The organism is Acidovorax sacchari, from assembly GCF_042847045.1.
In the GTDB taxonomy this organism is placed as follows: domain Bacteria; phylum Pseudomonadota; class Gammaproteobacteria; order Burkholderiales; family Burkholderiaceae_C; genus Paracidovorax; species Paracidovorax sacchari.
In genome coordinates this window covers 4336110-4361940 of sequence record NZ_AP035783.1, presented here as the reverse complement: position 1 = coordinate 4361940, position 25831 = coordinate 4336110, and the positions used below count along the sequence as shown (strand labels likewise).

Below are 25831 nucleotides of genomic sequence, written 5' to 3'. Positions count from 1 at the left end.
CCTCCGTTTTCCATCCACAGGAGCCCTTTCATGGTCCCTTCACCCTTTACCGCCGCCGCCGTCCAGTTCGAACCGGTCCTGAATGCCAAGGAACGCAATGTGCAGGCCCTGCTCGCCCTGGTGGAAGAGGCCGCCGCGGCCGGGGCGCGCCTGGTCGTCACGCCCGAGATGGGCACCACCGGCTACTGCTGGCACGACCGCGACGAGGTGGCACCGGTGGTCGAGCCGATCCCGGGTCCCACCACCGAACGCTTCGCCGCGCTGGCCCGCGCGCGCGATTGCCACATCGTCGTCGGCATGCCGGAGGTGGATCCGTCCACCCACCTCTACTACAACAGCGCGGTGCTGATCGGCCCCGGCGGCGTCGTCGGCGTGCACCGCAAGAGCCATTCGTACATCTCCGAGCCGAAATGGGCCGCCCCCGGCGATCTGGGCCACGCGGTGTTCGATACGCCGCTGGGCCGCATCGCCCTGCTGGTCTGCATGGACATCCACTTCATCGAGACGGCGCGGCTGGGCGCGCTGGGCGGCGCCGACGTGATCTGCCACATCAGCAACTGGCTGGCCGAGCGCACGCCGGCCCCGTACTGGATCACTCGCGCGGCCGAGAACGGCTGCTACCTGGTCGAGAGCAATCGTTGGGGCCTGGAGCGCACCGTGCAGTTCAGCGGCGGCAGTTGCGTGATCGCGCCCGATGGCGAAATCCTGGCCGCGGTCGATGACGGCGACGGCATCTGCTACGCGCAGATCGACCCGGCCCGCAGCCGTGCCCGCGAGTTCCTGGGCGAGCCGGTGATCGCGCAGCGCCAGCCGGCGCACTATCCCGCGCTGATGACCAACACCTTCCTGTGGAACCCGTCGGATTTCTTCCGCCTCTATGGGCACCGCCCGCTGCCGCCGGGCCGGCAATCGGTGGTTTCGGTGGCCCAGTGCGCGCCGCAGCCGGAGGCCGGCGACAACCTGGCCGCCATCGCCCACTGGGCCGAAGAAGCCCGGCAGCGCGACGGGGCGGAACTGGTGGTGTTCCCCGAGCGGGCCCTGACGGGGCTGCACGACCCCGCCCGGAGCGCCGTGCCGGCCGACGGCGAGACCGTGGATGCGGTCGTGCACATCGCGATGCGGCTCGGCCTCTACCTGGTGGTGGGTTTTGCCGAACGCGATGGCGACAGGCTCTACAACAGCGCGGTGCTGGCCGGGCCCGAAGGGCGCATCGGCATCTATCGCCAGCTGCACCTGACGCAGCAGGACCGTTCCTGGGCCACGCCCGGCGAGCGCTGGGCGGTGCACGACACGCCGCTCGGCCGCCTGGGCCTGCTCATCGGCCACGACGCGAGCTTTCCGGAGGCGGGCCGCGTGCTGGCGCTCGAGGGGTGCGACATCATCGCCTGCCCCGCGGCGCAGGGCGGGCGATTCACCGGCGCGCATGGGGGCTCCGCCGTGCGGCAGAACTACCCGATCCCCACCGGCAGCGATCCGCTCCACTGGCACCTCTACCGTGCACGCGCTGGCGAGAACAACGTCTATCTGGCGTTCGCCAACACGCCCGATGGCGGGCGCAGCGGCGTCTTCGGCCCCGACAGTTTCGAGTTCCCGCGGCAGGAAAAGCTGGTCTGGGAGCCGGAAGGCGTCGCCAGCCTGTCCATCGACACCCGCTCTGCCGAGGGCAGCCGCTACCCGACCAGCGTGGTGCGCCGCAAGGACCTGGTGCTGATGCGCCTGCCGCACCATTACAAGCCGCTCGTCACGGCCAGCGAGTAGATCGATCGTCCACGCCGCTCCCGCGCGGTTCAGGGCCCGGCCGCCGCGCGTTCGAATCCGTACAGGGCTTCCGGATTCCGGACGAGGACGGTGTGCCGCGCGGAGGCGTCGGGCAGCCAGCGCGGCAGCAGGTCCATGAGTTCGGCGTCATCGGGCTTCGCCGTCTCCGTGGCGTGCGGCCAGTCGGAACCCCATAGCAACCGGTCCGGGTGTTCCGCCGCGAGGCGCCGCACATACGGGTCCAGCCCGTCGTACCGGCCGTGCCGGGTCGCGATGTAGGCGCCCGAGAGCTTCAGCCATCCGGTGCCGCTGTCCAGCAGCCGGCGGATGCGGTCGAAGGTCTGCGGGGCGAGTTCCGGGTGCTCCATCAACCGGCCGAAGTGGTCGATGACCACGGGCACGCCGAGCCCCTGCAGCCGCGGCGCCAGGGCGATGAGGTCGCCTTGCTGCACGTGGATCTGCACATGCCACCCCAGCGGCGCGATGGCTTGCGCGACGGGTTCCAGCATCGCGGCCGTCGTCGCCCCCTGCTGCACCAGGTTGAAGCGCACGCCGCGGACGCCGGCCTCCTGCATGCGGGCGAGCGTGCCGGGCGCCACGCGGTCATCGACCACGGCGACGCCACGCGCGTTGCCGCCGCTGGCGGCCAGGGCCGCCAGCATCAGCCGGTTGTCCAGGCCGTAGGTGGAGGGCTGGACGAGGACATACCTCGACATGCCCAGCCGCGCCTGGAGCCGGCGGTAGTGCGCGAGCGTCGCTTCCGGGGGCGTCACCACGGCTCCCGGGACGGGCTGGGCCGCATCGCTGAAAAAGTGCATGTGGCAATCGCAGGTTCCGGGGGGAACCGCGAAGCCCGGGCGGCCTGTGCCGGCACTGAATGGACAGGGCTGCGGCGGTTCGGAAGGCAGCATGGCGTGAAGTCCCGTGGACGGATCGCGGGCGCTGGCGATGCTCACGGACGCGGCGCGGCCGGCCTGCCGCTGCGTGCATGCCAGAAGTCGTAATCCTGCCGGAGTTCTGCGGCCGCGGCCTCCAGTGTGGAATGGGCTTCCAGGTCCAGCGACATGTCGGCGATCTTGCTGCGGACTTCCGGGTCTTGCAGCGTCTTCAGGAGCGCTGCGTTGAATCTCGCCGCGAGGGCCGCAGGCAGGGCCTTGGGCCCGAAGAAGGCGTTGAAGCTGGAGATGGTCATGTGCGGAATGCCCTGCTCTTCGAACGTGGGCACGTCGGGGAACAGCGGGGACCTTTTGTCCCCGGTGATGGCCAGCGCACGGACTTTGCGGCCCTTGGCCAGTTGCACGGCTTCGGGCGATCCGGTCACGCCGGCAGGGAGCTGGCCACCGATCAGCAGCGGCATCAACTGGGCGGAGCCCGGGAAAGGCACCTGCTCGAACGGGGCCCCTGCCTTCGCGCCGATGGCCGTCCCCATCAGCTCGGGCATGCCGCCCAGGACCGGCACGCCGAAGCTGCGCAACTCGGGCTGGCTCCTGGCGAGCTGCATGAAGTCGGCCAGGTTCCTGGCGGGGCTCGCGAGCGGCACCTGGAACACCCACTGGAAGCGGGTCACCGTGCCCAGGGCCTGGAAGTCGCGGACGGCGTCGTAGTTCGCCCCGGGGGTGATGAGCGGAGCGACCACCAGCGAGTGGTCCAGCGCGAACAGCAGGGTCGCGCCGTCGGGCGCGGCATTCTTCACCACGTTGGAGCCGATGAGGCCGCTGGCGCCGGGCCGGTTGTCGATGATCACCGGCTGCCCCAGTTCCCGGGACAGGCCCGGCCCCAGGATGCGCGCCACGGCATCCGTCGCGCCGCCGGCGGCGAAGGGCACGACGATCCTGATGGGCTGTTTGAATTCCTGCGCGGCGGCGAGCCCGCAGGCCCCGACCGCTGCGGCCGCGATGATCCAGCGACGTACTGTGTCCATGGTGTCTCCTGTGGTTTGGTCGATCACTGCCTGGCTCAGTCCAGCCGGGTGCCGGTGTCCTGGACCACCTTGCTCCAGCGGGCGCCTTCCTGCTTCATGTAGTCGGCATACTGCTTCGCGGTTCCGCCGAGCACGGTGGAGCCTTGCTCCGCCAGCTTCCTGCGCAGGTCCTGGTCCGCGAGCGTGGCCTGCAGTGCGGACGCCAGCTTCGCGATGACATCGGGTGGAGTGCCGCGCGGGGCCATGAGGCCCTGCCAGGCACCCATTTCCATGTCCTTGCGGCCGGTCGCCTCCTGCATCGTGGGCACGTCGGGAACGAGCGGGGAGCGCCTGTCGCTCGTGATGGCCAGTGGCCGGATCGAACCGGCGCGCACATGCGGCATCGCTTCGTTGATGGGCAGCAGCATGAACTGCACGTTGCCTGCGAGCAGGTCCGCCACGGCCGGCGCGCTGCCCTTGTACGCGACGTGTTCCGCTTTGATGCCCATGGCATCGGTGAACAGCGCGCCGCCCAGGTGCAGCAGCGCGCCCGCGCCGGACGATGCGTAGTTCAGCTTGCCCGGGTTCTCCTTGCCGTAGTTCACCAGTTCCGCGACGGTCCTGGCCGGCAACTGCGGAGAGGCCACCAGCAGCAGCGGGATCGTGGCGGTCAGCGACACCGGGATGAAGTCGGTGTACGGGTCGAAGCCGGGCTTGCTGTAGAGCGAAGGCGCCAGCACGACGGCCGAAGTGCCGTAGAACAGGTTGTACCCGTCGGCCGGGGAGCGCTTGATGTCCATGGCGGCCAGGTTTCCGCCGGCGCCGCCCTTGTTCTCGATCACCAGGGTCCCGCCCAATTCTTTCGCCAGCTGCTGGCCGACCAGCCGGGCGTTGATGTCCGCGGACCCGCCCGGGGGAAAGCCCACGACGAGGCGCACGGGCCGGGAAGGGTAGGCGTCGGCGGCCCGGGCGGCGGCGGGCACGAGGCCGAGCGCTGCGGCCGAAACGGCCAGCAGGTGGAATTGGCGGCGTTGCATGTTGTCTCCTCGCATTTCCGGGATTCAGGCCAGGCCCAGGCGCTTGAGCGTGTCGCCCAGGCCGAGCAGTTCCACGGTGGATACGCCTTGTTCGATCGCTTCGCGCTGGCCGGCTTCCCTGGCCTCGCGGGCATTGCTCTTCTCGATGGCCATGTCCACTTCTTCCTGGAGCACCAGCACCAGGCCGTCGCGGTCGCCCACGACGATGTCGCCCGGGCGGATGACGACGTCGCCGATGGTGATGGGAACGTTGACCTTGCCGGGCTGGGTCTTGCCGGTGCCCTTGATGGACAGGCCGCGGCAGAAGACGGGAAACTTCAGGTCGATGATGAGATCGGCGTCGCGCACGCATCCGCTGATCACCAGGGCGACGATGCCCTTCTTCATCGCCTGCAGCGTCAGGACATCGCCCCAGGGGCCTGCTTCCATGAAGCCCTTGGCATCCACGACCAGCACGTCGCCGGGTCGTGCCTTCTGGACCGCGTAGTGCAGGATGAGGTTGTCCGCAGGGCGGGCATCGACGGTGAGCGCGGGACCGGCGATGCGCAGGGACGGGTCGATCGGTTTCATCCCGTGGTCGAAGGCGCCCTTGGCGCCTTGCGCTTCGTAGATGGTGGCGGTGCCGAGGTCGCGCAGGGCCTGGAGCTTTTCCGGGGTGATGGTCATGGTGTCGCTGTCAAGGAGGAGTGGGGCGGGAGGCGGTAGGAAAGTCAGCGGGGCGCGGCGTGCCGGGCCTCGTGGGCCAGCAGCCATTGCACGGCCTGGTCGGTGGTCGGTTCGGCCTGGGGAAGCGGCGATGCCTGGAGCTGCGAGGCCGTGGCGCGGAACCGGTCGCCGACGCCGCCCAGCACCCGCGACGGCAGGCCGTGGGACGCCAGTTCCTCCGCGGCCTGCTCCACTTCATGGGCGCGGCGGGCGGCGTGTACGACGTGCGTGCGCACGAGCATGTCGATGAAGTCGCGCAGCGGCGTGCGGTCGATGTCCGCCAGCACGCCGGGGAGCTTGCCGCGGACGCCCTGGCGTTCGGCCGCCATCAGCAGTTCCACGCTGAGGGCCTCCATGCCCTTGGTGAACACGCTGCGCAGGATCTTCAGCGCGATGGCATCGCCGGGCCGGCCGCCCTCGATGACCTCCATGCGCCCCTGGATGCCGTCGAAGATGGCCTTCAGTTCATCGGCCCGGTCGCCGGATGCCAGCAGGGGCGTCCGCTCGCGGGCGAGGGAGACGGCGCCCATGATCGCCGTGTCGATGTAGCCCACGCCGGACTGTGCTGCGGACGCGGCGGCACCGCGCTTGTCCTCCGGGGACGCGGTGGTGAAGTCCGCGATCGCCGATCCGCGGCGCTGGTGGCGGGCGCAGGCGGATGCGACCGCCCGGGCCTGGCTGCCGATGACGCAGGAGAAGGTCCAGTCGGCCTCTTCGAGCCAGGGGCCCGGTTCGGCGTGCATGTGCGCTCCCATGCCCTCGGCCAGCGCGGCGGCCGCGGCGGACGGCTGGCGTTCGCACAACAGCAGCCCGTGACCTTGCCGGTGGAGGGGGGCGGCGAACGTGCGTCCCACCTCCCCGAGTCCGATGATTGCAATCTTCATATGCGGTGTTCCTTTGCCGGGAATAGTACAAATAAAAAACATTGAAGACCACAATCCGCAGGGAAAACACCTATGCGTGCTGGAATCAGGGCTATTTGGTATTTTTTATGTACTGTTTGCCGCGTATGGCGGCGGGCGCGTCCCGTTCCATAGAATCCATGGCTGACATGGAAGGACGCGGCATGGCCACCGGAACGAGGAAGGCATACGAAGAGCTCAAGCACCGGCTCGTGGCGGGCCACTACCAGCCGGGAACGCAACTCAAGGAAGAACCGCTCGCGGAGGAATTCGGGATCAGCCGGACACCCGTGCGGGCCGCGCTGCGCCGGCTCGTGGAAGACGGGCTGGCCACGTCCGATGGCGGGCGCGGCATACAGGTCGCGGCCTGGACGGAATGGGACATCGCCGAGGTGTTCCAGCTGCGGCTTCTGCTCGAACCGTATGCCGCGCAGCTGGCCGCGGAGCGCTGCACTCCCGAAGTCCTCCAGCGCCTCGAGGACAGCAACGCGAGGATGGGCGCAGCCATCGCCGCGAACAAGTCCAACATGGCCTCGCTGGTGCAGGACGCCAACCGGGACTTCCACCACACGCTGCTGCAGGCCAGCGGGTCGCACCGCCTCATGAACATGCTCGGCACCATGATCGACATGCCCGTCATCACCGGCTCGTTCCAGCTGTATGCCCGCTCGGACATGGAGCAGAGCCTCCATCACCACCAGGACCTGACCCTGGCCGTCTCGGCGCGGGACGGAGAGCTGGCCAAGCAGGTGATGCAACTGCACCTGCAGATCTCGCACCGCCGGTTCGTGCGCTCCCGCCGCAGCTAGCGGCGCGTGCTATACATTGCCCCGAGCAATCCACCATCCGAGAGGACCGCATGCCCATGACGATCAAATCCCTCCTGAAATCCTCCGTCGCGGCGCTGGCGATCGCCGGCGGCGGCGCAGCCAGCGCCCAGGGCTCGCCCATCGATGCCGCGGCGTTCGACGCGCTGGTCGCGCAGGGCCCCGTCGCCAGCGCCGAGGCCATCGCGGCGAGCCCCTGGGCCAGCAAGATCAAACAGGCCGGCACCCTGCGCCTGGGCGGCACCCAGACCTCGAACCTGTTCTCGCTGCTGAACGAGAAGGACGGCCGGATGCGCGGTTTCGACGCCGGCATCGCCCAGCTCCTGACGCGCTACATCCTGGGCGACGCCTCCAAGGTCCAGTTCACGCAGGTGACCTCGTCCACGCGCGAGCAGGTCCTCATCAACGGCCAGGTGGACACGGTCATCGCCACCTATTCCATCACCCCCGCCCGCGCCGAGAAGATCTCCTTCGCGGGCCCGTACTACACCTCGCAGGCCGGGGTGCTGGTCAAGGCGAACAACAAGGCGATCCAGTCGGTCAACGACCTGGGCGGCAGGAAGGTTGCCACGCAGGCCGGCTCCACGGGGCCGGCGATCCTCGCGCAGTTCGCGCCCAAGAGCACCGTGCAGGAGTTCCAGACGCACCAGGAGGCCCTGGACGGGCTGCGCCAGGGGCGCGTGGATGCCTACGTGACCGATTACACGCTGCTGCTCAACACCCTGAGCCTCGGCACCGGCGACGCGAAGCTCGCGGGCGCACCGTTCGGCGCGCAGGATCCGTACGGCATCGGCCTGCCCAAGGGCTCGGACGGCGTGGCCTTCGTGAACGCGTTCCTGAAGAAGATCGAGGCCGACGGCACCTGGGCCAAGCTCTGGACGATCGCCATCGGCCAGCGCACGGGCAGCACGGCCGTCCCCACGCCGCCTGCGCTGCCCTGAGCCGATGGGCGAGGTTGCCAGGCTCCTGGCCGACCACGGGCCTGCCTTCGGGCAGGCCCTTTTGCTGACCTGGAAGCTCACCGCGCTGTCGTTCGTGCCCGGCGTGCTGCTGGGCATGGCGGTGGCGATGCTGCGGCTCTTCCCGCTGCCGCCGCTGCGCTGGGTGCTCACCCTCTACGTCGAGACCTTCCGCAACATCCCCAGCGTGGCGCTGCTGATCTTCATCGTGTTCGCGCTGCCCGATCTCGAGTTCGTGATCGACTACGAACCCAGCGTGGTGCTGACCCTGGTGCTGGTGTGCTCCGCGTTCACGGCGGACTATGTCCGCTCGGGCATCAACACCATCCCCGGCGGCCAGATCGAGGCCGCGCTCAGCTTAGGGATGCGGCCCGCGCGGATCATCTGGTCGGTGGTGCTGCCCCAGGCGATGCGCTCCGTGGTGCAGCCGATGACGTCGCTGCTCATCGCGCTGATGCTGTCCACCTCGCTCGCGTCGCAGGTGCCGTTCCCGGGCCGGGAGCTCACCACGCTGGTCTCCAAGATCGCGACCGACTCCGCGGCCGGCATGGCCGCCTTCGCCGTCGCGGCCGCGATGTACGTGGCCAGCGGCCTGCTCATCGCCTGGGCCGGAGCCGCCCTGGACAGGAAGCTGCGGATCCTGCGATGAACCGGTCCCTCGAAGACATCCTGTTCGGCGCGCCGAACCCCCGCGCCCGCACCCTCACCCGCGTGGCGAGCGTGGTCGCGGCAGGCGTGCTGCTCCTGCTGGCGGTCGGCATCGCGTTCCGCTTCCATGCCGCCGGGCAGCTCGATGCCCGCTACTGGAAATTCTTCGCCTGGCCGACGACCTGGACCTTCCTGGCCAAGGGCCTGCTCGGCACGCTGGTCTCGGCGGCGATGGCCGCGGCCATCGCGCTCTCCCTGGGCCTGGTGCTGCTGGCGGGGCGCCTGGCGCGGTACCGGGTCGTGCGCTGGCCGGCCGTCGCGGCCATCGAGTTCCTGCGGGGCACGCCGACGCTGTTGCTCATCTACGTGTGCTTCCTGGTGCTGCCGTCGGCTGGCATCAAGCTCAGTACCTACTGGATGCTGACCCTGCCCATCGGCCTCAGCACGGCAGCCGTGGTGGCCGAGGTCTATCGCTCGGGCGTGCTCGCCGTGCCCCGCGGCCAGACCGATGCCGCGCGCAGCCTGGGCATGAAGGAAACCCAGGTGTTCTTCTCCATCGTGTTCCCCCAGGCGCTGCGCTACATCGTGCCGGCCCTGGTCGCGCAACTGGTCATCGTGGTGAAGGACACCACCTTCGGCTATGTCGTCACCTATGGCGAGCTGATGCAGAACGCCCGGGTGCTCATCGCCAACTACCACTCGCTGGTGCCGGTGTACCTCATCGTGGCGGCGCTGTACTGCCTGGTGAACTACGCGATTTCGCGGGCGAGCCGGCGGCTGGGGCGGCCGGTGCATTGAGCGCGGCGCGGCGCAGGTCCTCCGTGGTTTCTCCCGCGCCGCAAGGGCGCCAGCCCGGGGGCTTGAACAGGTAGCCCAGCGCCTCGGCCACCGAGCGTGCACCGCGCAGGTCGCGCCACAGGCTGCGCCACTGGTCGAACTCGATTTTCAGCAGGTTGTAGCCCGTGACCGGCCGGACGAGGCCATAGCGGCACGGCAGGTCGGGCCGTTCGGCGATGTAGGTGCCGAACAGCCGGTCGAAGACGATCAGCACGCCGCCGTAGTTGCCGTCCAGGTATTCGAGGTTGGACGCGTGGTGCACGCGGTGCGCCGACGGCGTGTTCAGTATCCATTCGAGCGGACCCAGCCGGGGGATCCAGGTCGCGTGGATCCAGAACTGGTAGAGCAGGTTCAGCGACAGCATCACCAGGATCACCTTCGGCGGCATGCCGAGCAGGGGCGCGGCCATGAAAAACAGCAGCGTCCCGGTGAGCTTGCCCGTCCAGCCAAAGCGGTATGCGGCCGACAGGTTCAGGTCGTTCGGCGAGTGGTGGATCGCGTGGGTGCACCAGAACCAGCGCACGCGGTGCGCGGCGCGGTGGTACCAGTAGTAGCAGAACTCCTGGGCGATGAAGCATGCGGCCCAGCCGGTCCAGTGGTCCATGGGCAGCGTCCAGAGCCGGTGCTGGTAGAGCCAGTCCATCGCCTGGCTCCAGAACGCGAGCGGCAGCAGCCAGCGCAGCGGGTATTCGCGCACCAGGAAGTCGACAAGCGACACCCCGCTCGCGCGCCAGTCGTACCGGGGCCCGGCCGCGCGCAGCGACAGCACGGCGGCCTCCGCGGCGGATGCGACCAGCACGGTCAACATCGCGAACTTCAGGATCGTGTACAGGACGTCCATGCCGCCAATCTAGAGGTGTGCGCGCGGCGGCGCCAGCGCGATGCGACGGAAGGCGCTGGAGATGGGGTGAACCGGGCGATGGAGGGCGCCGCCTGCCGTGATGCCTTTCGCAAGAGCGGTCAGGCGGCCTGGCGGCCACTTGCAGCCAGCGATGCCGCCAGCGATGCCGCCAGCAGCCGCGCGGACTTGGTGCTCACGCCCTTGCCCGTGATCGACAGCGCCGGGGGATGGGCGAGCATGCGCGCGAACACCTGCTGCACTTCGTCCGCGCGGATGTCGCCGATCAGCGCGATTGTCTCGGCCAGCGGCGTCACGGTGCCGTGCGCGAACACCTCTTCCACGGCCCGTTCCATCGTCGCGAAGGGCCGCTCGCTGCCGCGCACGCGCGAGACCGTGAGCTGGTTCTTCGCGCGCTCCAGGTGCACCGGGTCGATGGCGGCGGCCTGCGCATGCAGCAGCCCGCCTGTGGCACGGACCAATTCCTCGACCTTGTCCGGCGTGGTGACGGCATGCACCACGAAATTGAGCCATGCGTCGCCGCTGTCGATCGTGGCATCGGCGTTATAGGCCAGGCCCAGCCGCTCGCGCACCGTGTCCACCAGCGGTGAGGACATGCCGCCGCCGAACAGGTTGGCCGCCAGCGCCGCGGCCAGGCGCCAGCGCTGCGGCGGCATGGCCGTGCCCATGCCCTCAGGCCCCGCGGGCCCCGAGGTCCCCAGCGGAAAGGCGATGTTCAGGAACACCTGCGACACCTGCGTGAAGCGGCGCGCCACGGCCTGGCCGACATGCGGAGCAGGCGCGGGCGGCAGGGACCCGGCGCCGCCGGCCGGCGACGCGGGCATCCCCGAGAAAAGCTCCCCTGCGCGCCGCATCCACGCATCGACGTCGAAATTCCCCGCGGCCGCCACGATGGTCTTGCCGGCCACGTAGTGCCGCTGCACGTGCCGCACCAGGTCGTCGCGCGTGAAGCCCTCGATGTTCTCCACGGTGCCGATCACCGGCATACCCATCGGATCATCGCCCCACAGCGCGCGGTCCAGCAGGTCGCTGGAGCTGTCCTCCGGGTCCTCGTCGTACTCGATCGCCTCCTGCCGGATCACCTCCAGCTCGCGCTGCAGCTCGGCCTCGGGAAAGGTGCTGTGCAGCACGATGTCCGCCGTCATGCCCAGCAGCTGCAGCGCATGCTGCCCCAGCCCGGTCATGAAATAACCCGTGCTGTCCTTGCCCGTGTACGCGTTCACGTCCGCGCCCAGCCGCTCCGCATCCAGGTTGATCGCCTGCACTGAGCGCGTGGCCGTGCCCTTGAACGCCATGTGCTCCAGCACGTGGCTGATGCCGTTGGTCTCCGGCGTCTCGTCGCGCGAGCCCACGCGCAGGAACACGCCGACGCTGGCGCTCTGCACGTGGGGCATGGGGAGGGCGAGGAGGCGGACGCCGTTGGGGAGGGTGTGGAGGAGGGGAGACGAAACGGGGGAGGGCGAACTCCCCATGGATCTGTGCGCGCTCATGTCGAGGCCCATGGGTTGATGACGGTGACGCCTGCCGCTTCGAAGGGGCTGGTGTCGCGGGTTGCGACGGCAAAGCCGTTGGCCGCGGCGATCGCGGCAATGTAGCCATCGGCCGTGCCGATCGCCAAGCCGGCGTTGCGGGCCTCGGCCATTAGCTTGGCATAGGACTGCGTGCAGGCCAGATCGAAAGGCAGAACCCGACCCGCGAACAGGGGCAGCACGCGCTTTTCCAGGTTGTCCTGGAGGCCTGTGCGCCGCTTGCCTGGCGGCAGCAGGGCGACGCCTGCCCGCAATTCCGCTACCGTGATGGCGGAAAGGAACAGGGTTTCCATGGCCTGGGCATCGATCCATTCGACCACGCGCGGCTCCGGGGCCTGCCGGAGCGGCTCCGACATCACATTGGTGTCCAGCAGGATCATTCGAAGCTCACCGAGCGGGCGGGCGCCTTGTCGCGCGCGTGTTCGAACACCGCGAATTCTTCATCGCTCAGCCGGGCCTGGCGACCCATGTCGGCCAGGAGCGAACCCAGCTTCACGCGCCCCTGGGGGCTGATGGCGGATTCGAGGATGTCGCGCACTTCGGCCTCCATGCTGTGGCCGTGCTGGGCCGCACGGACGCGCAGGGCGCGGTGTACTTCCTCGGGGAGGTTGCGGACGGTGAGCATGGCCATGGCGGGCTCCTTGGATGCATTCGATGCATGCATTTTATATTTTTGCATGCGAAGTGCATTGCTGCGGCCTATGAGGTCATGAAGTTCAGGACGCGGCCTTTTAGGTGACCCTATTGAGGCGCACTGGTAGTGACGGAGCGGGGCGGGGCTGTGGGATTTCGAATCTGCACCATGGCTTGCTGCCTGCAGCGGTGTGTCGACGGTCCAGGGGCGTGTCTCAGGAGGGTAAGCGGGATCTAGTCGGTCTCTTTGCTGGGAGTGTCTATGACCTGTTCAGGCTGGTTGCGGACGTTCTGTGGAGACGACCAGATGACGGCTCTGCGCCCGAAGCCGCCGTTAGATTTTTCCCAAAGCGGACATTGAGTTAGTACCCGGACTTCCACGGCTCCGATTCCAAGATGGCAATGTCGCCTCTTGCAAGCGCCCGCCACAGCTCAAGCACTTTGGTTGCTGGAACACCATCCATATGCCGCTCCCCACCGCTTTCAAGGTTCTCAAACACTACGTAGCCGCCCCGAGACGCGGAGATGCACCACTCGGACTCATGCGTAACGGACACAGAGCCATGCTCAGTATCCTCAGGTCGTTCATCTAGCTCGCCAAGCAGTCCGGAAAGGTCCGAAGCTTCGTCGCCAGTGCTCATGCTGCCGTAGCGATGTGTCAGATGAAATGCCATAGTCAAGAATGAACCTAAGGGGGCGACGTTCGCTATTGGCCGATAGTACCCATTCGTGACCAAGAGCGAACGGCAGCGATCGCTGCAAAGCTGTCATTGCGGGTGCGATGCGCCGCGGTCTTTGCTTCGTGCGGCGCTTGCCTCTCATCCAAATTTGGTATCCATCAACCTTGGCTCCTCCATCGTAGAGCCATCAAAATCCGACCCCATGCCCAACGTCCTCACCATCAACATCCAAGGCAAGCACAGCAAGGCCGATGTATTGGCGGCCATGGGCGAAGCACTACAGCTGGGCGGCCCCGGCGGCAATCACCCGGTGCGCCCCGGCGAAGAGTCCGGCTGGGGCATGAACTGGGATGCGCTGTTCGACTGCCTGCTCAATCTGCATTCCGGCGGCATCTGGGGAACGAGCCCCGTCATCGAGTTCCCGCTCGAACTCGTCATCACCGGCGCCGGGTTATTCGCGCGGGACAATCCTGATGCTTTCGCCGTGTTGAACGACGTGCTGGAGCAGACCCGCGAGACCTATGCCCGGTCCGGGCGCGTCTTCGAATTCGTCATCCGCGAATAGACCTGCGGGCAGCGCAATCTGCGGACACAGGAGCGCGCGGTCACGCTGCGCTCCGAATCAACCCCGCACCAACACCAGCCCCGGCGGCAACGCCTCCCCGAACACCCGCCGCTGATCCGCCTCGTCCAGCACCGTCACCTCCCGCACCATCGCCACCCAGCCCGGCGCAGCATGCGCGGCTTCCAGCTTCCCGGCGATCTGCATGCGAACCTCCTCCGGCAGATCCCGCACCCGGTCCCCCGTGGCCTGCGCGATCTGGGCCACGGCGAAGGCCGCGGCCTCGTGCCGCGCCCAGTCGGGAGCGATGTCGGCCTCGATCTGCGCGAGCCAGCCCTGCACGGTGGCAGGGGGTAGCACGTGGTGCACGCTGGCATAGAGCGGCTGGCGGGCGCCCAGGCGGCCCAGGGCCCACCAGAGTTCGGCCGTTGGGCGTTGTGGCTGCTGCTGTTTCTGTTGTTGCTTCAGCCGCTGCAGCAGCCAGCCGCCGAACTGCGTCTTGTCGGCCGGCTGGATGCGCTCGAACGAGGCGGCCATGCGCAGCAGTTCGTCGGGCGCCTGCATGCGCGGACCGTCGGGGGCGGGGATGTCGGTACCGCCCGCGGGCTGCAGGTAGTAAGCGATGACGTCGTAGACCATCTGCTGCTGTTCGGCGTCCAGGCCGCCCGCGATGCGGCGCCAGAGGGTCCACCATTCGGACCATTGCTGGCTGTCGTCGCTGTGGGCGATGCCGGGGCCGAACAGCTCCCACATCTGCTGCATGCGCCAGCCGTCGAGCGGGTCGCCGAAGCCGGGGCGCAGGGTGAAGCCGACGAGGTTGAACCAGGTGCGTTCGTGCTGGGCGGAGCGGCGGCGGCGTTTGGCGCCCTGCAGCAGGGCCCCGAAAAGGGTGCGCAATAGGGGAGTGGGCCAGGTGGCGCGGTCGCCGAGCAGGCGTTCCAGGGTGGTGCGCAGCTGGCGGACCTCTTTCGTGTCCACGCCCTGCTGCTTCTTGCCGCCATAGACGCGGTCGATGGCGGCGAGGGCTTCGGGCAGGCGGGGCTGGGGAGCCGTGGCCTTGGATGGGGATGCGGCGGAAGCGGTCCTGGCGCCGGTATTCGCGTCGGCACCTGCGTCCCCGTCGTCATGCACATCCTGCGTGGCCGCATCGCCGCGCAGCTGGAATTCGAGTTGCCAGCGCTGGGGATGCGGGGCGTTCACGGCGACGCAGTGCATTTCCAGCGTGCCGACGTCGGTGATGCGGGCTTCGAGCTGTACCTCGACCTGTGCCGCACCGCCAGCCTGCGTTTTGGGCAGCACGGTGGCGATGGGGGGCAGGCGCTGCAGGCCTTCGTCGCCGTCCTGCAAGGCGATGAGGTCCCCCGCACCGTGCTGGCGATCGGCGGCGCTGGTGACCAGGTTGAAGCGCACGGGCCGGCCCAGGCGCAGGCGGAAGCGCCGGTCCGCGAGCCGGACGGTGTCGCCTTCGGGGGTGCCGTGCGGCAGCACGCAGACGCCCTGGCCGCCATCGAGCGCGAGGTAGTAGGCGCGGGCCGCGCTGCTGCGGATGCGCGGCGCGCTGCCGGCGCGGGCCATGGCGTAGGCGACGGCGCCGCGCGCGACGGCGGCGTCGAGGCGGGGGTCGTCGACCTCCAGCAGGCGGATGGGCGGAGCACCGGCCGGCTGCCAGTCGCGCAGGGTGGCGAGCAGGCGCTCGCGCAGGGCCTGGGCGTGGAACACGCCGCCATTGAGCAGCACGGTGTCGGGCAGGGCGCCGCCCTGGCGCCGCAGGAAGGCGGCGATGTGGCGGGTGATGGCGGCGTCGTGGGTGTAGGGCAGGCCGAATTCGACGAGGGCGCCACGCGCACGTAGGGGCTGCGCATCCGCCGCGACCTGTGGGAAAAACCCCTCGACCAGCAGCCGGTCCACGTCGGCGCGCGTGAGGGTGGCGGAGCGCGCGCCGCCGATCAGCCGGCTGCCGCTGCCCTGGAGCGTGACGGTGGTCTCCGCGGGGCCGTCCGGGGCGAGCAGGCGCTCCTTGGCGCTGCGGCAGCGCTGGGTGAGCTGCGCGAGCTGGATCGCCGAGAGCGGGGCATGCGCGGGCTGGCCTGCTTGGCTGGGTTGGCCCGCCGGTCCGCCCGACAGCCGCGGCTCGATCCAGCGGGCGAGCGCGAGGTCCATGTTGTCGCCGCCAAGCACGAGGTGGTCGCCCACGCCGGTGCGCGCGAGCTGGGGCTGGCCGGCGGCGTCGAGTGTGACGTCGATAAGGGTCAGGTCGGTGGTGCCGCCGCCCACGTCCACCACCAGCAGGCGGCGCGTGCCGGCCAGCTGGCTGGCGAGGCCGGCGCGGTGGGCGAAGACCCAGTCGTAGAACGCGGCCTGCGGTTCTTCGATGAGGTGCACGGGCCCCAGGCCGGCGAGTGCGGCGGCCTGCAGGGTGAGCTGGCGCGCGCCTTCGTCGAACGAGGCGGGCACGGTGAGCACGGTGGGCTGCTGCGCGAGGGGGGCCTCGGGGTGGGCGTGGTCCCAGGCGTGGCGCAGGTGGCGCAGATAGCTGGCGCTGGCCTCCAGCGGGGAGACCTTGGGCACCTCATGGGGCGCGCCCCAGGGCAGGATGGCGGCGGTGCGGTCCACGGCGGGGTGCGACAGCCAGCTCTTGGCGCTGGCCACGAGCCGGCCGGGCGTCTGCTGGCCGAGTTCGCGCGCGAAGGCGCCGAGGATGGCGGGCTCCTGCGATGGCCAGGGCAGGGGCAGGTCGGCCGCCGCGAGCGCGCCTTCGGCCGCATGGAAGCGCAGCGAGGGCAGCAGGGGCCGCGGCGCGACCTCGCCGGCCGCGATGCTCTGCGGGATGGGGAAGACCTGGATGTCGTCCGCGCCCACGGGCGCGAACGCGAGCACGGTGTGGGTCGTGCCCAGGTCGATGCCGATGCGGAAGGCGGCCGCCATCACGCGTCGCGGACGTCGAACTCCACCTTCCACTGCGCGCCGCCCGAGGCCCTATCACTCGCTTGTGCCAGCAGCTCCAGCGTGCCGATGTCGGTCACGCGGGCGCGCAGTTGCACGGGCACGACCTCGCCTGCGGCGCGGCCTTCGGCGGGCAGGTGGGCTTCGATCTGCGCGAGTTCCTGCAGTTCTTCGGGCGACCAGAAATCCAGCAGGGTGCCGGGCTGGTCGCCCCGCCGCACGGACGATCCGAAGAAGCGGAAGCGCACGGATTCGCCGACCACGAGGCCCAGTTGCTGCGGCGGCAGCGGCGCCTCTGAGCCTTCTTCCATGCCGAAGGGGGCGACGCACAGGGCCTGCACGGGCGGCTCGAGGCCGGGCACGGCGGGCATGCTGGATTCGATGCCGACGTAGTAGGCCTGGGCCGTGCCGCCGCGGATGCGGATGCCGCGGCCCTGGCGCACCTGGCCGTAGTAGGCGGCGCCGCGCGCAACGGCGTGGTCCATGTCGGCGCCCTGCAGCAGGCGGGCGGGCTGCGCGCCGTCGGCGGCGAGCCAGGCGTTGAGCGTGGAGAGCACGCGATCGGCCAGCAGTTCGGACTTGAACACGCCGCCGTTGAACAGCACGGCCGTGGGGTGCAGGAAGGTCGCGCCCTCGGGCTGCGCGAAGCCCGGCAGCTGCGCGGTGGCGCCCGCCTGGCGGCCCAGCAGCGCGGCGAGGTGGCGGGTGACGGCGGCGTCCTGCGCATAGGGCAGGCCGATCTGCGTGAGGCCGGCGCGCGGGCGGGTGATGGGCCGGGCGCTGCTCTCGACGGCCGGGAAGAAGCCTTCGAGCAGGATGGTGGAGAGCAGTTCGCGCTGCAGCTCGGTGCGGATGGAGCCGCCGATCAGTTTGGAGCCGCGGCTGGGCACGACCAGGGGCACGCTCTGCAGGCCGGGGTCGCTGAGCAACTGCTCCTTGGCCAGGCGGCACGCATAGGTGAGCGCGCGCATCTGCCAGGGGTCGAGCTGTTTGCCTTCGGCGGCCAGGCCGCGCGCCACGCCATGGGCCAGGGCCAGGTCCATGTTGTCGCCGCCGAGCAGGATGTGCTCGCCCACGGCCACGCGGTTGAGCTGCAGGTTGCCGGCGTCTTCGGTGACGGCGATGAGCGAGAAGTCGCTGGTGCCGCCGCCCACATCGACGACGAGGATCACGTCGCCCACCTGTACCTGCTTGCGCCAGTCGCCCGCGCTTGCGGCGATCCAGCTGTAGAGCGCGGCCTGGGGTTCTTCCAGCAGCGTGATGCCCTGGTAGCCCGCGGCCTGGGCGGCCTCGGCCGTGAGTTCGCGCGCGGCCGGGTCGAACGATGCGGGGATGGTGACGGTGACGGACTGCTGGTCGAACGGCGCCTCGGGGTGGCGGTGGTTCCAGGCGTCGCGCAGGTGCTGCAGGTAGTGGGTGCTGGCGGCCAGCGGCGAGATGCGTTCGACCTCGGGCGGCGCGTCGGCCGGCAGGATGCCGGCGCGGCGGTCCACGCCGGCATGGCCGAGCCAGCTCTTGGCGCTGGAGACGAGGCGGATCGGCGTCAGCGCGCCGTGGCTGCGCGCCCATTCGCCGGTGATGCGGCCGGGCGTGGCGTTCCAGGGCAGGGCCAGGTCGCCGGGCGCGAATTCGCTGTCGTGCGGCACGTAGAGGAAGGACGGCAGCAGGGAATAGTCCTGCACGGCGCCGGGGCCGCTCTGCTGGGCGATGGGCAGGATCTCGGGCGCCGCGCCCTCGCTGTGCAGGTCGACCCAGGAGAGCGCGCTGTGCGTGGTGCCGAGGTCGATGCCGATGGCGTATTTCGCTTCGCTCACAGCTCGACCTCCGCGGGGGCGATCACGCGGGTGTCGTGCCCTTCGGTGAGGGCGGGCAGGCGCACGGCGGTGGCGCGCCAGCCCTTGTGCTGCAGGGTGCCGGTGAACGGCGGCTGGCCGACCACGTTGCCGGTGACGCGCACGGCGGCGGCATCGAAGCCGGCCGGCAGGGTCAGGCGGCTGCCTTCGGCTTCGGTGCGCACGGGTTCAAGGTCGAAGGTGTCCTGCAGCACCTTGCGCGCGCCGCCGTGCAGCAGGCGCGCGGCACCGCCCACGTCGGCATCGGAATAGGCGCCGATGTCTTCCTGCAGGAAATCGACGAAGCGCGCTTCGCGCTGCAGCAGGGCCAGCAGCTGCAGGGCGGCATCGACGTCGGCCGTGGCGCGCACGGGGGCCGGGGCAGGTACCGGGGCCGGCGGCGGGGCCTGCACGGGCGCAGGTGCCGGTGCGGGAGGGGGCGGCGGCACTTCGCTGGCCAGCGGAGCGCCGCTGCGCAGCGCCTGCACGCGCGCGGCCAGGCGGCCGTCGCCCAGCAGGGCGAAGAAGCTGCCGATGGCCAGGGAGAGGCGGGAGAGGAAGGGGAGTTCTTGGGGTTCGGTCATGGGTCTGTGGTGGCGCCATGGGGCGCGACGGGCAGCAGTTGGGCCGGCCTGGAGCCGGGCCCCGTGACCGCTATTGTCTTCAATGCGGGAAAGCAGTTGTAAAACCCGAGGATTCCGCACGGGGCTGCCGGGTGACGGGCAGGCATTGCAGAACGCCGAAGACCAGCTCGAACACCGTGAACCCCAGCACGATCGCGTTGGCGCCTTGCACCACGGCATGGATCTGTGCGGCGGCGAACAGCAGCCGGGCGAGGGCATCGAGGCGGCCCAGCAGGACCGAGGGCGACAGCAGCCTCGCCAGAGACCACGCCACCACGACGGCGCCCAGCAGGTTGGCCAGCAGCATGTGCGTGGCGTCCAGCGGGTGGACGGTGCCGGGCAGCTGCCAGTAGAGCGCGAGGGCGGCCAGCTGCGCATACAGCCAGGCGAAGGTCCAGGGCAGGGCGAAGGGCCAGGTGACCAGCAGGTCGTACCAGGCGCTGGCGCGCACGATCCGGAGGTAGGCAGGAGGAGTCATCGATGCGTTCGCAAAAGTGGTGGAAGAGGGCGCGAGCTTCCACCCTGAAGTAAGCTTCAGGGTCAACCACTTTTTTTTTCGTTCCGCACCCGCTGCGGGGCGGCTGCACGCATGCGCATCGGAGAACTGGCCGAACTGTCGGGCCTCAGCCGGGAGGCACTGCGCTTCTACGAACAGCGGGGCCTGATACGCGCGCGCCGCCAGGCCAACGGCTATCGCGACTACCCGCCGGAGGCGGTGATGCTGGTGCAGTACATCCGCACCGCGCAGCAGCTCGGCTTCACGCTGGCGGAGATCGGCGAGCGCCTGCCGCAGCTGTGGGATGCGCCGGATCCCGCGCCCGCGCTGGCGGCGGTGCTGGCGCACAAGCTGACCGAGATCGACGCGCGCATCGCTGCGCTCACGGAGTTGCGGGCCGTGCTGGCCGGGCGCATCGCGCTCGCCTGTCCGCTGGAGCCCGCGTGACGCCCCGGCCCCGGCGCTTTACTGCATGAACCAGCCGTGGCTCACCACCAGCGACTGGCCGGTGAGCGCATTCGTGGGGAACGCGGCGAACAGCAGGGCGGCGCGCGCGACGTCGTCGGTGGTGGTGAATTCGCCGTCCACCGTTTCCTTGAGCATGACGTTCTTCACGACTTCGTCCTCGGTGATGCCCAGCGTCTTCGCCTGCTCGGGGATCTGCTTTTCCACGAGGGGCGTGCGCACGAAGCCGGGGCAGATCACGTTGGCGCGCACGCCCTTGGCAGCGCCTTCCTTGGCCACGGTCTTGCACAGGCCGATCAGGCCGTGCTTGGCCGTCACGTAGGGGGCCTTGAGCTTGGAGGCTTCCTTGGAGTGCACCGAGCCCATGTAGATCACGCTGCCGCCGCGGCCCTGCGCATACATGTGCTTGAGGCAGGCGCGCGTGGTGAGGAAGGCGCCGTCCAGGTGGATGGCGAGCATCTTCTTCCAGTCGGCGAAGCTGAATTCCTCGACCGGGTGCACGATCTGGATGCCGGCGTTGCTGACCAGGATGTCGATGCCGCCGAAGGCCTTGGCGGCCTCCTCGACAGCGGCGTCCACCTGGGCCTCGTCCGTCACATCGACGGCCACGCCCAGGGCCTGTGCGCCGGTGGCCTTGAGTTCATCCGCGGTGGCGGTGGCGGCGTCCTTGTTCAGGTCGGCGATGACGACCTTGGCGCCTTCCTTCGCGAAGAGGGTGGCGATTTCCTTGCCGATGCCGCTGGCCGAGCCGGTGATGAAAGCGACCTTGTCCTTGAGTTGCATGGGAATGTCCTCGGGGTTGGGTTGGATGTGCGGATGGATGAATGGAAGCGGGGAAGGCGGGCCGGTCAGGCGAGGTAGTCGTGTTCCACGGTGCCCAGGGCCAGCGTCATGTCGGCGATGTAGTGCACGGCGGATTCCACCTTGCGCACCGGCAGGTCGGCCACGGGCGCCAGCGCGTGCGGATGCAGCTCCAGCGAGGCCGGGGCCGTCCAGGCGCCGTGCAGGGTCACATCGACCATGTGGTAGCGCACCAGTTCGCAGATGCGCGGCGTGCCATCGACGTGGGGAATGATCTTGAGCAGGAAATTGGGCTGCGCGATGCCGGCGAGCACGGGGCCGGGGTCGAGTTGCCGGTGCTTGAAGCCCATGGTGGCGCTGGCCACGCGCACGCGGCCGTAGTCCAGCGTGCCGACGATCACGTCGGTCTCGTAGCTGAACGCGGGGTTGGCGAGCTTCTTGGGAAAGCCCCACAGCTCGCGCCCGCCGGCGATGGGGGGATGGTCGTCGAGGTACATCGCATGCACGTAGGCGCCTTGTTCCACGCCGCGTTCGGTGCGCAGCTGCACGGGAATCACCTGGCCCGACTCGGTGTAGTCGCCGAAGCCGGTGGAGTCGGGCATGCGGATGAATTCGTACTTCACGAGCGGCTCGGTCACTTCGAGCGGCTCGGGCACCACGGCGCGCAGGGCGTCCAGGTCGGTGCGGTAGGTGATGACCATGAACTCGCGCCGCATGAAGCGGTAGGGCCCCGGGGGAAAGGCGGGGCTGGTCAGGGGCATGGCAAAAGCCTGCTGGCGGACGTCTTCGATCTTCATGCGGGCACTTTCGGATGGAAGGGGAGAGGGCGGGTGGGATCTTCGCCGCCAGTCTTGCCAGTGCCGCTTAGAAACGGCTTAAGCGGCGGCGTGACGGGGCCGCGTCCTACAGGCCGCCGGGTTCGCCCACCGGGTGTCGCACCCGCGCGGCGCCGGGTTCGCTCAGGTCGAAGGTGGTCACGCCGTTGCGGGCCTCGCTGCGCAGCCATTCCGGGTGCGCCAGCGTGGCCTGCATGTCGCGCATGCCGGCCTGCCAGTGCTCGAGCACCGTGGCGCGCGAGAATTCGTAGTCCTTGGAGTCGCGCTCGTAGGACCGGCCGCGGTAGATCAGGTGGACGATGTCGATCGGCGCGTGCGTGAACTGCGCGCGCAGGGCTTCCACGCTCGGGTCATGGCGCAGTTCGGGCGGCAGCTTGTCCATCAGGTCGGCGAGGGCCTGCTGCAGGTTGACATTGGCCGACAGCGCATCGGTGTTCATGCGCGTGCGGCTGGAGTACATGATGTCCTTTTGCCGCTGCGCCACTTCCGAAAGCGTGGCGGGCACGGCGCCGCGGGCGCTGAACAGGTCCACCTGCAGCACCAGCAGCGGGCGCGTGCGGGGATGCACGTCGAGCACGTACTGCAGCGGCGTATTGGACACCACGCCGCCGTCCCAGTAGTCTTCGCCGTCGATGTGGACCGCCGGGAAGCCCGGTGGCAGGGCGCCGCTGGCCATGATGTGCTCGGGGCCGATCGCCTGCTCGGTGCTGTCGAAATACACCGAATTGCCGGTGCGCACGTTGACGGCGCCCACGCTGAGCCGCATCCCGCCGTGGTTGATGCGGTCGAAATCGACCAGCCGCTCCAGGGTGCCCTTGAGGGGGCTGGTGTCGTAGTAGCTGGTCACGGGCGCGGAGGCGCCCAGCAACAGGGCGGGGTCCAGGCGCGGCTTGAAGAAGCCGGGAATGCCGAACAGCGCTCCGGTGGTGGCGCTCCACTGATTGAGCAGTGCGCGGTCGCCCAGGTACTGCGGCACCTGCTGCCCGAAGCCCGAGGAGACGAGGTTCCAGAACTCCCGCAGGCGCGCGACGCGGTGTTCCGGCGCGTTGCCCGCGATGAGTGCCGCGTTGATGGCGCCGATCGAGACGCCCGCGACCCAGTCGAGGGCCGGATGCGCTTCGAACAGTGCTTCGTACACCCCTGCCTGGTAGGAGCCCAGCGCGCCGCCGCCCTGGAGGACGAGCGCGCGGTCCGCGGACTGCATGTCCACGCCGCCCGCAGGCAGCCGGGTACCCGGCAGGGGGTGGGAAGGGGGGGGCGCGGGCGAACGGGGCGTCCTGTTCCTGGTGCTCATGCGATGGCCTGTGCGGTAGGGGGTGGAAGGCATGCCTGCACCCCGTGGATGGAGCGCACTGTCGAGATCGCAATATACGCATTTGCGACGTGGCGCGCCCGGGGCGCCTGTCATCACCCCGTCCCCGCATGTGGCCCGCACCCGGCGCGCAGCCTGGCGGCAGCCCGCCGGCTCCCGCGATGCCCCGGGCGTGCCGGGCAACCTGGAAGGCGGGGACGACGCCCTACGTGCGCCGGCCCGCGGCGGACGGCAGGGCCGGGACGGCGGCGGCCGCACCGGTACGGGCCGCGCCGAGCCGGAAGAAGGCGACGGATTCGACGAGCCTCCGGGCCTGGCCATGGAGGCTGCCGGCCGCGGCGGCGGACTCTTCCACCAGCGCCGCGTTCTGCTGGGTGACCTGGTCCATCTGCGCCACGGCCTCGCCGACCTGGGAGACGCCCTGGCTCTGTTCCTGGCTGGCCGTGCTGATCTCCGCCATGATGCCGGTCACCTGCCGGATCGAGTCCACGACCTGCGTCATCGTCTCGCCGGCGCGATCGACCAGGACCGTTCCCTGCTCGACGCGCTCCACGCTCGTGGAGATCAGTTCCTTGATTTCCCTGGCCGCGGAGGCGCTGCGCTGGGCCAGGCTGCGCACCTCGCTCGCCACCACGGCGAAGCCCCGGCCCTGTTCCCCCGCGCGGGCGGCTTCCACCGCGGCGTTCAGGGCCAGGATGTTGGTCTGGAAGGCGATGCCGTCGATCGTGCCGATGATGTCCGCGATGCGCCGCGAACTCTCGGTGATGCCCTTCATGGTCTGCACCACCTCGCCGACCGCGCCGCCTCCCTGCTCGGCCACCCGGGAGGCGCTGATCGCCAGTTCGTTGGCCTGCCGCGCGTTGTCCGCATTGCGGCGCACGGTGGCGTTGAGTTCCTCCATGGAGGCCGCGGTTTCCTCGAGGGAGGAGGCCTGCTGCTCGGTGCGTGCCGACAGGTCGTTGTTGCCCTGGGCGATCTGCGTGCTGGCGGCGGCCACGCTCTCGGCGCTCGTGCGCACGCTGCCGACCACCCGGGCCAGGCTGTCGCGCATGCCCGCCAGGCTGCGGATGAGCAGGCCGACCTCGTCACTGCCATGGGTGTCGATGTGGATGGCGAGGTTGCCCGCGGCGACTTCCTCCAGCACGCCGCTGGCCAGTGCCAGCGACCGGCGCAGGCGCAGCACCAGGGAGCAGCCCATGGCCAGCGCCAGCAGCATGCAGGCCACGATGGCCGCCACCATGGCGAGGCGCAGCCGTTCGTACAGCGCGTTGGCACTGTCGTATTCGGTGCGGGCGCCCTGCACCTGCGCGTCGATCAGCTTGCCGACCACATCCTGCAGGGGATCGATGGCCGGGTACATCTCGCGGGCCGCATAGTCGGCCAGCGGCTGCCGGTCTCCGGAGACCATGAGGGCCGCGAGGCGCGACGCCGCGGCATCGGCCACCGCGAGGCGCGGCTTCATCTCCTGCAGCAGGCGTTCCTCCTCGGGCAGCAGACGTGTCCTGCCGAAGGCCTCGAGCTGGGCGCGGATCGACTCTGCCGCCTTGCGGATCTGCTCCGCACCCTGCGATCCGGTGAGGGCACCGTCCCGGACCTTGTGCGCGGCATCCACCACGCTGACCGCGTACAGGTCGGAAACCGCCTTCAGGTAGGTCAGCGGAATGACGCGGTCCTCATAGACCGAGTGCAGGCCCTCGTTGGATTTGCCCATGCCGTACAGGCCCAGCGCACCGAGGATGGCCAAGGCGGCGCAGAGCACTGACAGGAGGACGACGAGGCGGGTGGAGAGCTTCATGGGAGAGAGGCGGCCAAAGCGCGGGTAACAAAGTGTTTGCGGATTTTCCCATAGTTAAATTTTTTATCATTTTTACTGTAGTTTTTCAGAAAAATCAGTAGAAACGCTGGTTGTGCACGAGGGGTCCAGATGCCCTGCGACCCCATGCGGAGGGGAACCGAAACATTTTTTACGCAAGCGCCGCAACTTTATAAATACAAATAATTCGCATTACTTATTTTGTTTGTATCATCGCTTTCCGCGCGACGGAACCGCCGCCGCCCATTCCAGGAAAGCGATGCTTATGTCCTTCATGCCGTTGTCCGAACCTTCCCTGGCCGATGTGTTCGTTGCCCACCGTGCGCAGCTGTGGCGTGTGGCGCGGCAGATCGTCAATACCGAGGACCTGGCGGACGATGTGGTGCAGGACGCCTACCTGAAGCTCGCCGAAGGGCCCAGGCGCGTGGCGGAGCGGCCCATCGGCTACTGCTGCCAGGTGGTGCGCAACCTGGCGCTGGACTATTGCCGCCGGCACCGCGTGGAGGCGAGCTACCGCACCTTCGACGTGGACGTGGAAGCCATCGATGTGCCGTGCCATCGCTCCCCCGACCGCCACATGTGCGAGCAGCAGGTGATCCACGCGATCGACGAGGTGCTCTCGCAGCTGCCGCCGCGCACGCGCATGGTGTTCGAGCTCTACCGCATCGAGGGCCTCACGCAGCGGCAGATCGCCGAACGCCTGGGCTGTGCGCTGGGGCTGGTGAACGGCCTGATCGCGGAGGCTGCGAAGGCGGTGGCGCGCTGCCGCGTCCACATGATGGCGGGGCAGTGACTCTGGCGCGGTCCCGCGCGGCGGGCTGACGGGGCGGCGGGCGCGGCGTGCAGGCCGCCCGTGGCGGCGGCGTTACTGTCG

At 69.4% G+C, this 25831-nt stretch carries 25 protein-coding genes; 8 read left to right on the top strand and 17 right to left on the bottom strand.

The genetic code is table 11. The features are described 5' to 3' along the window. The first annotated feature begins 30 nt into the window (after positions 1 to 30). Entirely contained in the window at positions 31 to 1758 is a 1728-nt protein-coding gene (locus ACGHC0_RS19295) for a nitrilase-related carbon-nitrogen hydrolase (protein WP_415266490.1), read from the top strand. 29 nt (positions 1759 to 1787) lie between these two features. Here the strand turns inward: ACGHC0_RS19295 and ACGHC0_RS19290 are convergent, their stop codons facing one another. The 5 genes from ACGHC0_RS19290 to ACGHC0_RS19270 form a co-directional block, all read right to left on the bottom strand. Then, positions 1788 to 2576, bottom strand: coding sequence for an amidohydrolase family protein (locus tag ACGHC0_RS19290; RefSeq protein WP_415266489.1), 789 nt, complete (start codon positions 2574 to 2576; stop codon positions 1788 to 1790). A gap of 134 nt (positions 2577 to 2710) precedes the next feature. Continuing rightward, complete coding sequence (locus ACGHC0_RS19285) at positions 2711 to 3679, bottom strand: Bug family tripartite tricarboxylate transporter substrate binding protein (RefSeq protein WP_415266488.1); 969 nt, start codon at positions 3677 to 3679, stop codon at positions 2711 to 2713. Positions 3680 to 3714: 35 nt separating this feature from the next. Beyond that, positions 3715 to 4695 (bottom strand): Bug family tripartite tricarboxylate transporter substrate binding protein, encoded by a 981-nt coding sequence (locus tag ACGHC0_RS19280; RefSeq protein ID WP_415266487.1) that lies wholly within the window; start codon positions 4693 to 4695, stop codon positions 3715 to 3717. A gap of 24 nt (positions 4696 to 4719) precedes the next feature. Next, positions 4720 to 5361, bottom strand: a complete 642-nt coding sequence (locus ACGHC0_RS19275; RefSeq protein WP_415266486.1) for a 4-carboxy-4-hydroxy-2-oxoadipate aldolase/oxaloacetate decarboxylase — start codon at positions 5359 to 5361, stop codon at positions 4720 to 4722. Positions 5362 to 5405: 44 nt separating this feature from the next. Continuing rightward, a complete protein-coding gene (locus ACGHC0_RS19270; RefSeq protein ID WP_415266485.1) occupies positions 5406 to 6284 on the bottom strand; it encodes an NAD(P)-dependent oxidoreductase in 879 nt (292 codons plus the stop codon). A gap of 182 nt (positions 6285 to 6466) precedes the next feature. On the opposite strand from ACGHC0_RS19270, the gene ACGHC0_RS19265 reads away from it, so the two are divergent. From ACGHC0_RS19265 to ACGHC0_RS19250, 4 genes are read left to right on the top strand one after another with little or no spacing between them, the layout of a single operon-like run. After that, positions 6467 to 7111 (top strand): GntR family transcriptional regulator, encoded by a 645-nt coding sequence (locus ACGHC0_RS19265; RefSeq protein WP_368352497.1) that lies wholly within the window; start codon positions 6467 to 6469, stop codon positions 7109 to 7111. A gap of 56 nt (positions 7112 to 7167) precedes the next feature. Next, positions 7168 to 8070: a glutamate ABC transporter substrate-binding protein gene (locus ACGHC0_RS19260; protein ID WP_415266484.1), complete on the top strand. Its 903-nt coding sequence runs from the start codon at positions 7168 to 7170 to the stop codon at positions 8068 to 8070. A gap of 4 nt (positions 8071 to 8074) precedes the next feature. Then, positions 8075 to 8737, top strand: a complete 663-nt coding sequence (locus ACGHC0_RS19255; protein ID WP_415266483.1) for an amino acid ABC transporter permease — start codon at positions 8075 to 8077, stop codon at positions 8735 to 8737. Beyond that, entirely contained in the window at positions 8734 to 9534 is an 801-nt protein-coding gene (locus tag ACGHC0_RS19250; RefSeq protein WP_415266482.1) for an amino acid ABC transporter permease, read from the top strand. The genes ACGHC0_RS19255 and ACGHC0_RS19250 overlap by 4 nt, the downstream gene beginning before the upstream one ends. Here the strand turns inward: ACGHC0_RS19250 and ACGHC0_RS19245 are convergent. From ACGHC0_RS19245 to ACGHC0_RS19230, 4 genes are all read right to left on the bottom strand, one after another. Further along, positions 9455 to 10414: a sterol desaturase family protein gene (locus ACGHC0_RS19245; RefSeq protein ID WP_415266481.1), complete on the bottom strand. Its 960-nt coding sequence runs from the start codon at positions 10412 to 10414 to the stop codon at positions 9455 to 9457. The two genes, ACGHC0_RS19250 and ACGHC0_RS19245, sit on opposite strands and share 80 nt — an antisense overlap. 119 nt (positions 10415 to 10533) lie before the next feature. Further along, positions 10534 to 11904 (bottom strand): M16 family metallopeptidase, encoded by a 1371-nt coding sequence (locus ACGHC0_RS19240; RefSeq protein ID WP_415268438.1) that lies wholly within the window; start codon positions 11902 to 11904, stop codon positions 10534 to 10536. A 14-nt stretch (positions 11905 to 11918) separates the two neighbouring features. After that, positions 11919 to 12341: a type II toxin-antitoxin system VapC family toxin gene (locus tag ACGHC0_RS19235; RefSeq protein ID WP_415266480.1), complete on the bottom strand. Its 423-nt coding sequence runs from the start codon at positions 12339 to 12341 to the stop codon at positions 11919 to 11921. Further along, positions 12338 to 12592, bottom strand: coding sequence for a FitA-like ribbon-helix-helix domain-containing protein (locus ACGHC0_RS19230; protein WP_415266479.1), 255 nt, complete (start codon positions 12590 to 12592; stop codon positions 12338 to 12340). Before ACGHC0_RS19230 ends, ACGHC0_RS19235 begins: the two co-directional genes overlap by 4 nt. Positions 12593 to 13476: 884 nt before the next feature. Here ACGHC0_RS19230 and ACGHC0_RS19225 point away from each other — a divergent pair. Then, positions 13477 to 13839 carry a barstar family protein gene (locus ACGHC0_RS19225; RefSeq protein ID WP_415266478.1) on the top strand — a complete coding sequence of 121 codons (363 nt, stop codon included), beginning with the start codon at positions 13477 to 13479 and terminating at the stop codon, positions 13837 to 13839. A gap of 57 nt (positions 13840 to 13896) precedes the next feature. Here ACGHC0_RS19225 and ACGHC0_RS19220 read toward each other — a convergent pair whose 3' ends face one another. The 4 genes from ACGHC0_RS19220 to ACGHC0_RS19205 all read right to left on the bottom strand — a co-directional run bounded on the left by ACGHC0_RS19220 (position 13897) and on the right by ACGHC0_RS19205 (position 19712). Next, positions 13897 to 16761 (bottom strand): Hsp70 family protein, encoded by a 2865-nt coding sequence (locus tag ACGHC0_RS19220; protein ID WP_415266477.1) that lies wholly within the window; start codon positions 16759 to 16761, stop codon positions 13897 to 13899. Next, entirely contained in the window at positions 16761 to 18593 is a 1833-nt protein-coding gene (locus ACGHC0_RS19215; RefSeq protein ID WP_415266476.1) for an Hsp70 family protein, read from the bottom strand. Before ACGHC0_RS19215 ends, ACGHC0_RS19220 begins: the two co-directional genes overlap by 1 nt. After that, positions 18590 to 19195 (bottom strand): DUF2760 domain-containing protein, encoded by a 606-nt coding sequence (locus tag ACGHC0_RS19210; protein ID WP_415266475.1) that lies wholly within the window; start codon positions 19193 to 19195, stop codon positions 18590 to 18592. The genes ACGHC0_RS19215 and ACGHC0_RS19210 overlap by 4 nt, the downstream gene beginning before the upstream one ends. 79 nt (positions 19196 to 19274) lie before the next feature. After that, positions 19275 to 19712, bottom strand: a complete 438-nt coding sequence (locus tag ACGHC0_RS19205; protein ID WP_415266474.1) for a hypothetical protein — start codon at positions 19710 to 19712, stop codon at positions 19275 to 19277. A gap of 111 nt (positions 19713 to 19823) precedes the next feature. On the opposite strand from ACGHC0_RS19205, the gene ACGHC0_RS19200 reads away from it, so the two are divergent. Beyond that, complete coding sequence (locus ACGHC0_RS19200; protein WP_415266473.1) at positions 19824 to 20177, top strand: MerR family transcriptional regulator; 354 nt, start codon at positions 19824 to 19826, stop codon at positions 20175 to 20177. An 18-nt stretch (positions 20178 to 20195) separates the two neighbouring features. Here the strand turns inward: ACGHC0_RS19200 and ACGHC0_RS19195 are convergent, their stop codons facing one another. From ACGHC0_RS19195 to ACGHC0_RS19180, 4 genes are all read right to left on the bottom strand, one after another. Further along, positions 20196 to 20978 carry a 3-hydroxybutyrate dehydrogenase gene (locus tag ACGHC0_RS19195; RefSeq protein WP_019701179.1) on the bottom strand — a complete coding sequence of 261 codons (783 nt, stop codon included), beginning with the start codon at positions 20976 to 20978 and terminating at the stop codon, positions 20196 to 20198. A gap of 65 nt (positions 20979 to 21043) precedes the next feature. Continuing rightward, a complete protein-coding gene (locus ACGHC0_RS19190) occupies positions 21044 to 21793 on the bottom strand; it encodes an acetoacetate decarboxylase (protein WP_107130214.1) in 750 nt (249 codons plus the stop codon). A gap of 106 nt (positions 21794 to 21899) precedes the next feature. Next, entirely contained in the window at positions 21900 to 23126 is a 1227-nt protein-coding gene (locus tag ACGHC0_RS19185; protein WP_415266472.1) for a DUF3734 domain-containing protein, read from the bottom strand. Between the two features lie 223 nt (positions 23127 to 23349). Further along, complete coding sequence (locus ACGHC0_RS19180) at positions 23350 to 24939, bottom strand: methyl-accepting chemotaxis protein (protein ID WP_415266471.1); 1590 nt, start codon at positions 24937 to 24939, stop codon at positions 23350 to 23352. Between the two features lie 277 nt (positions 24940 to 25216). On the opposite strand from ACGHC0_RS19180, the gene ACGHC0_RS19175 reads away from it, so the two are divergent. Beyond that, positions 25217 to 25750, top strand: a complete 534-nt coding sequence (locus tag ACGHC0_RS19175) for a sigma-70 family RNA polymerase sigma factor (protein ID WP_415266470.1) — start codon at positions 25217 to 25219, stop codon at positions 25748 to 25750. Positions 25751 to 25831: the final 81 nt, after the last annotated feature.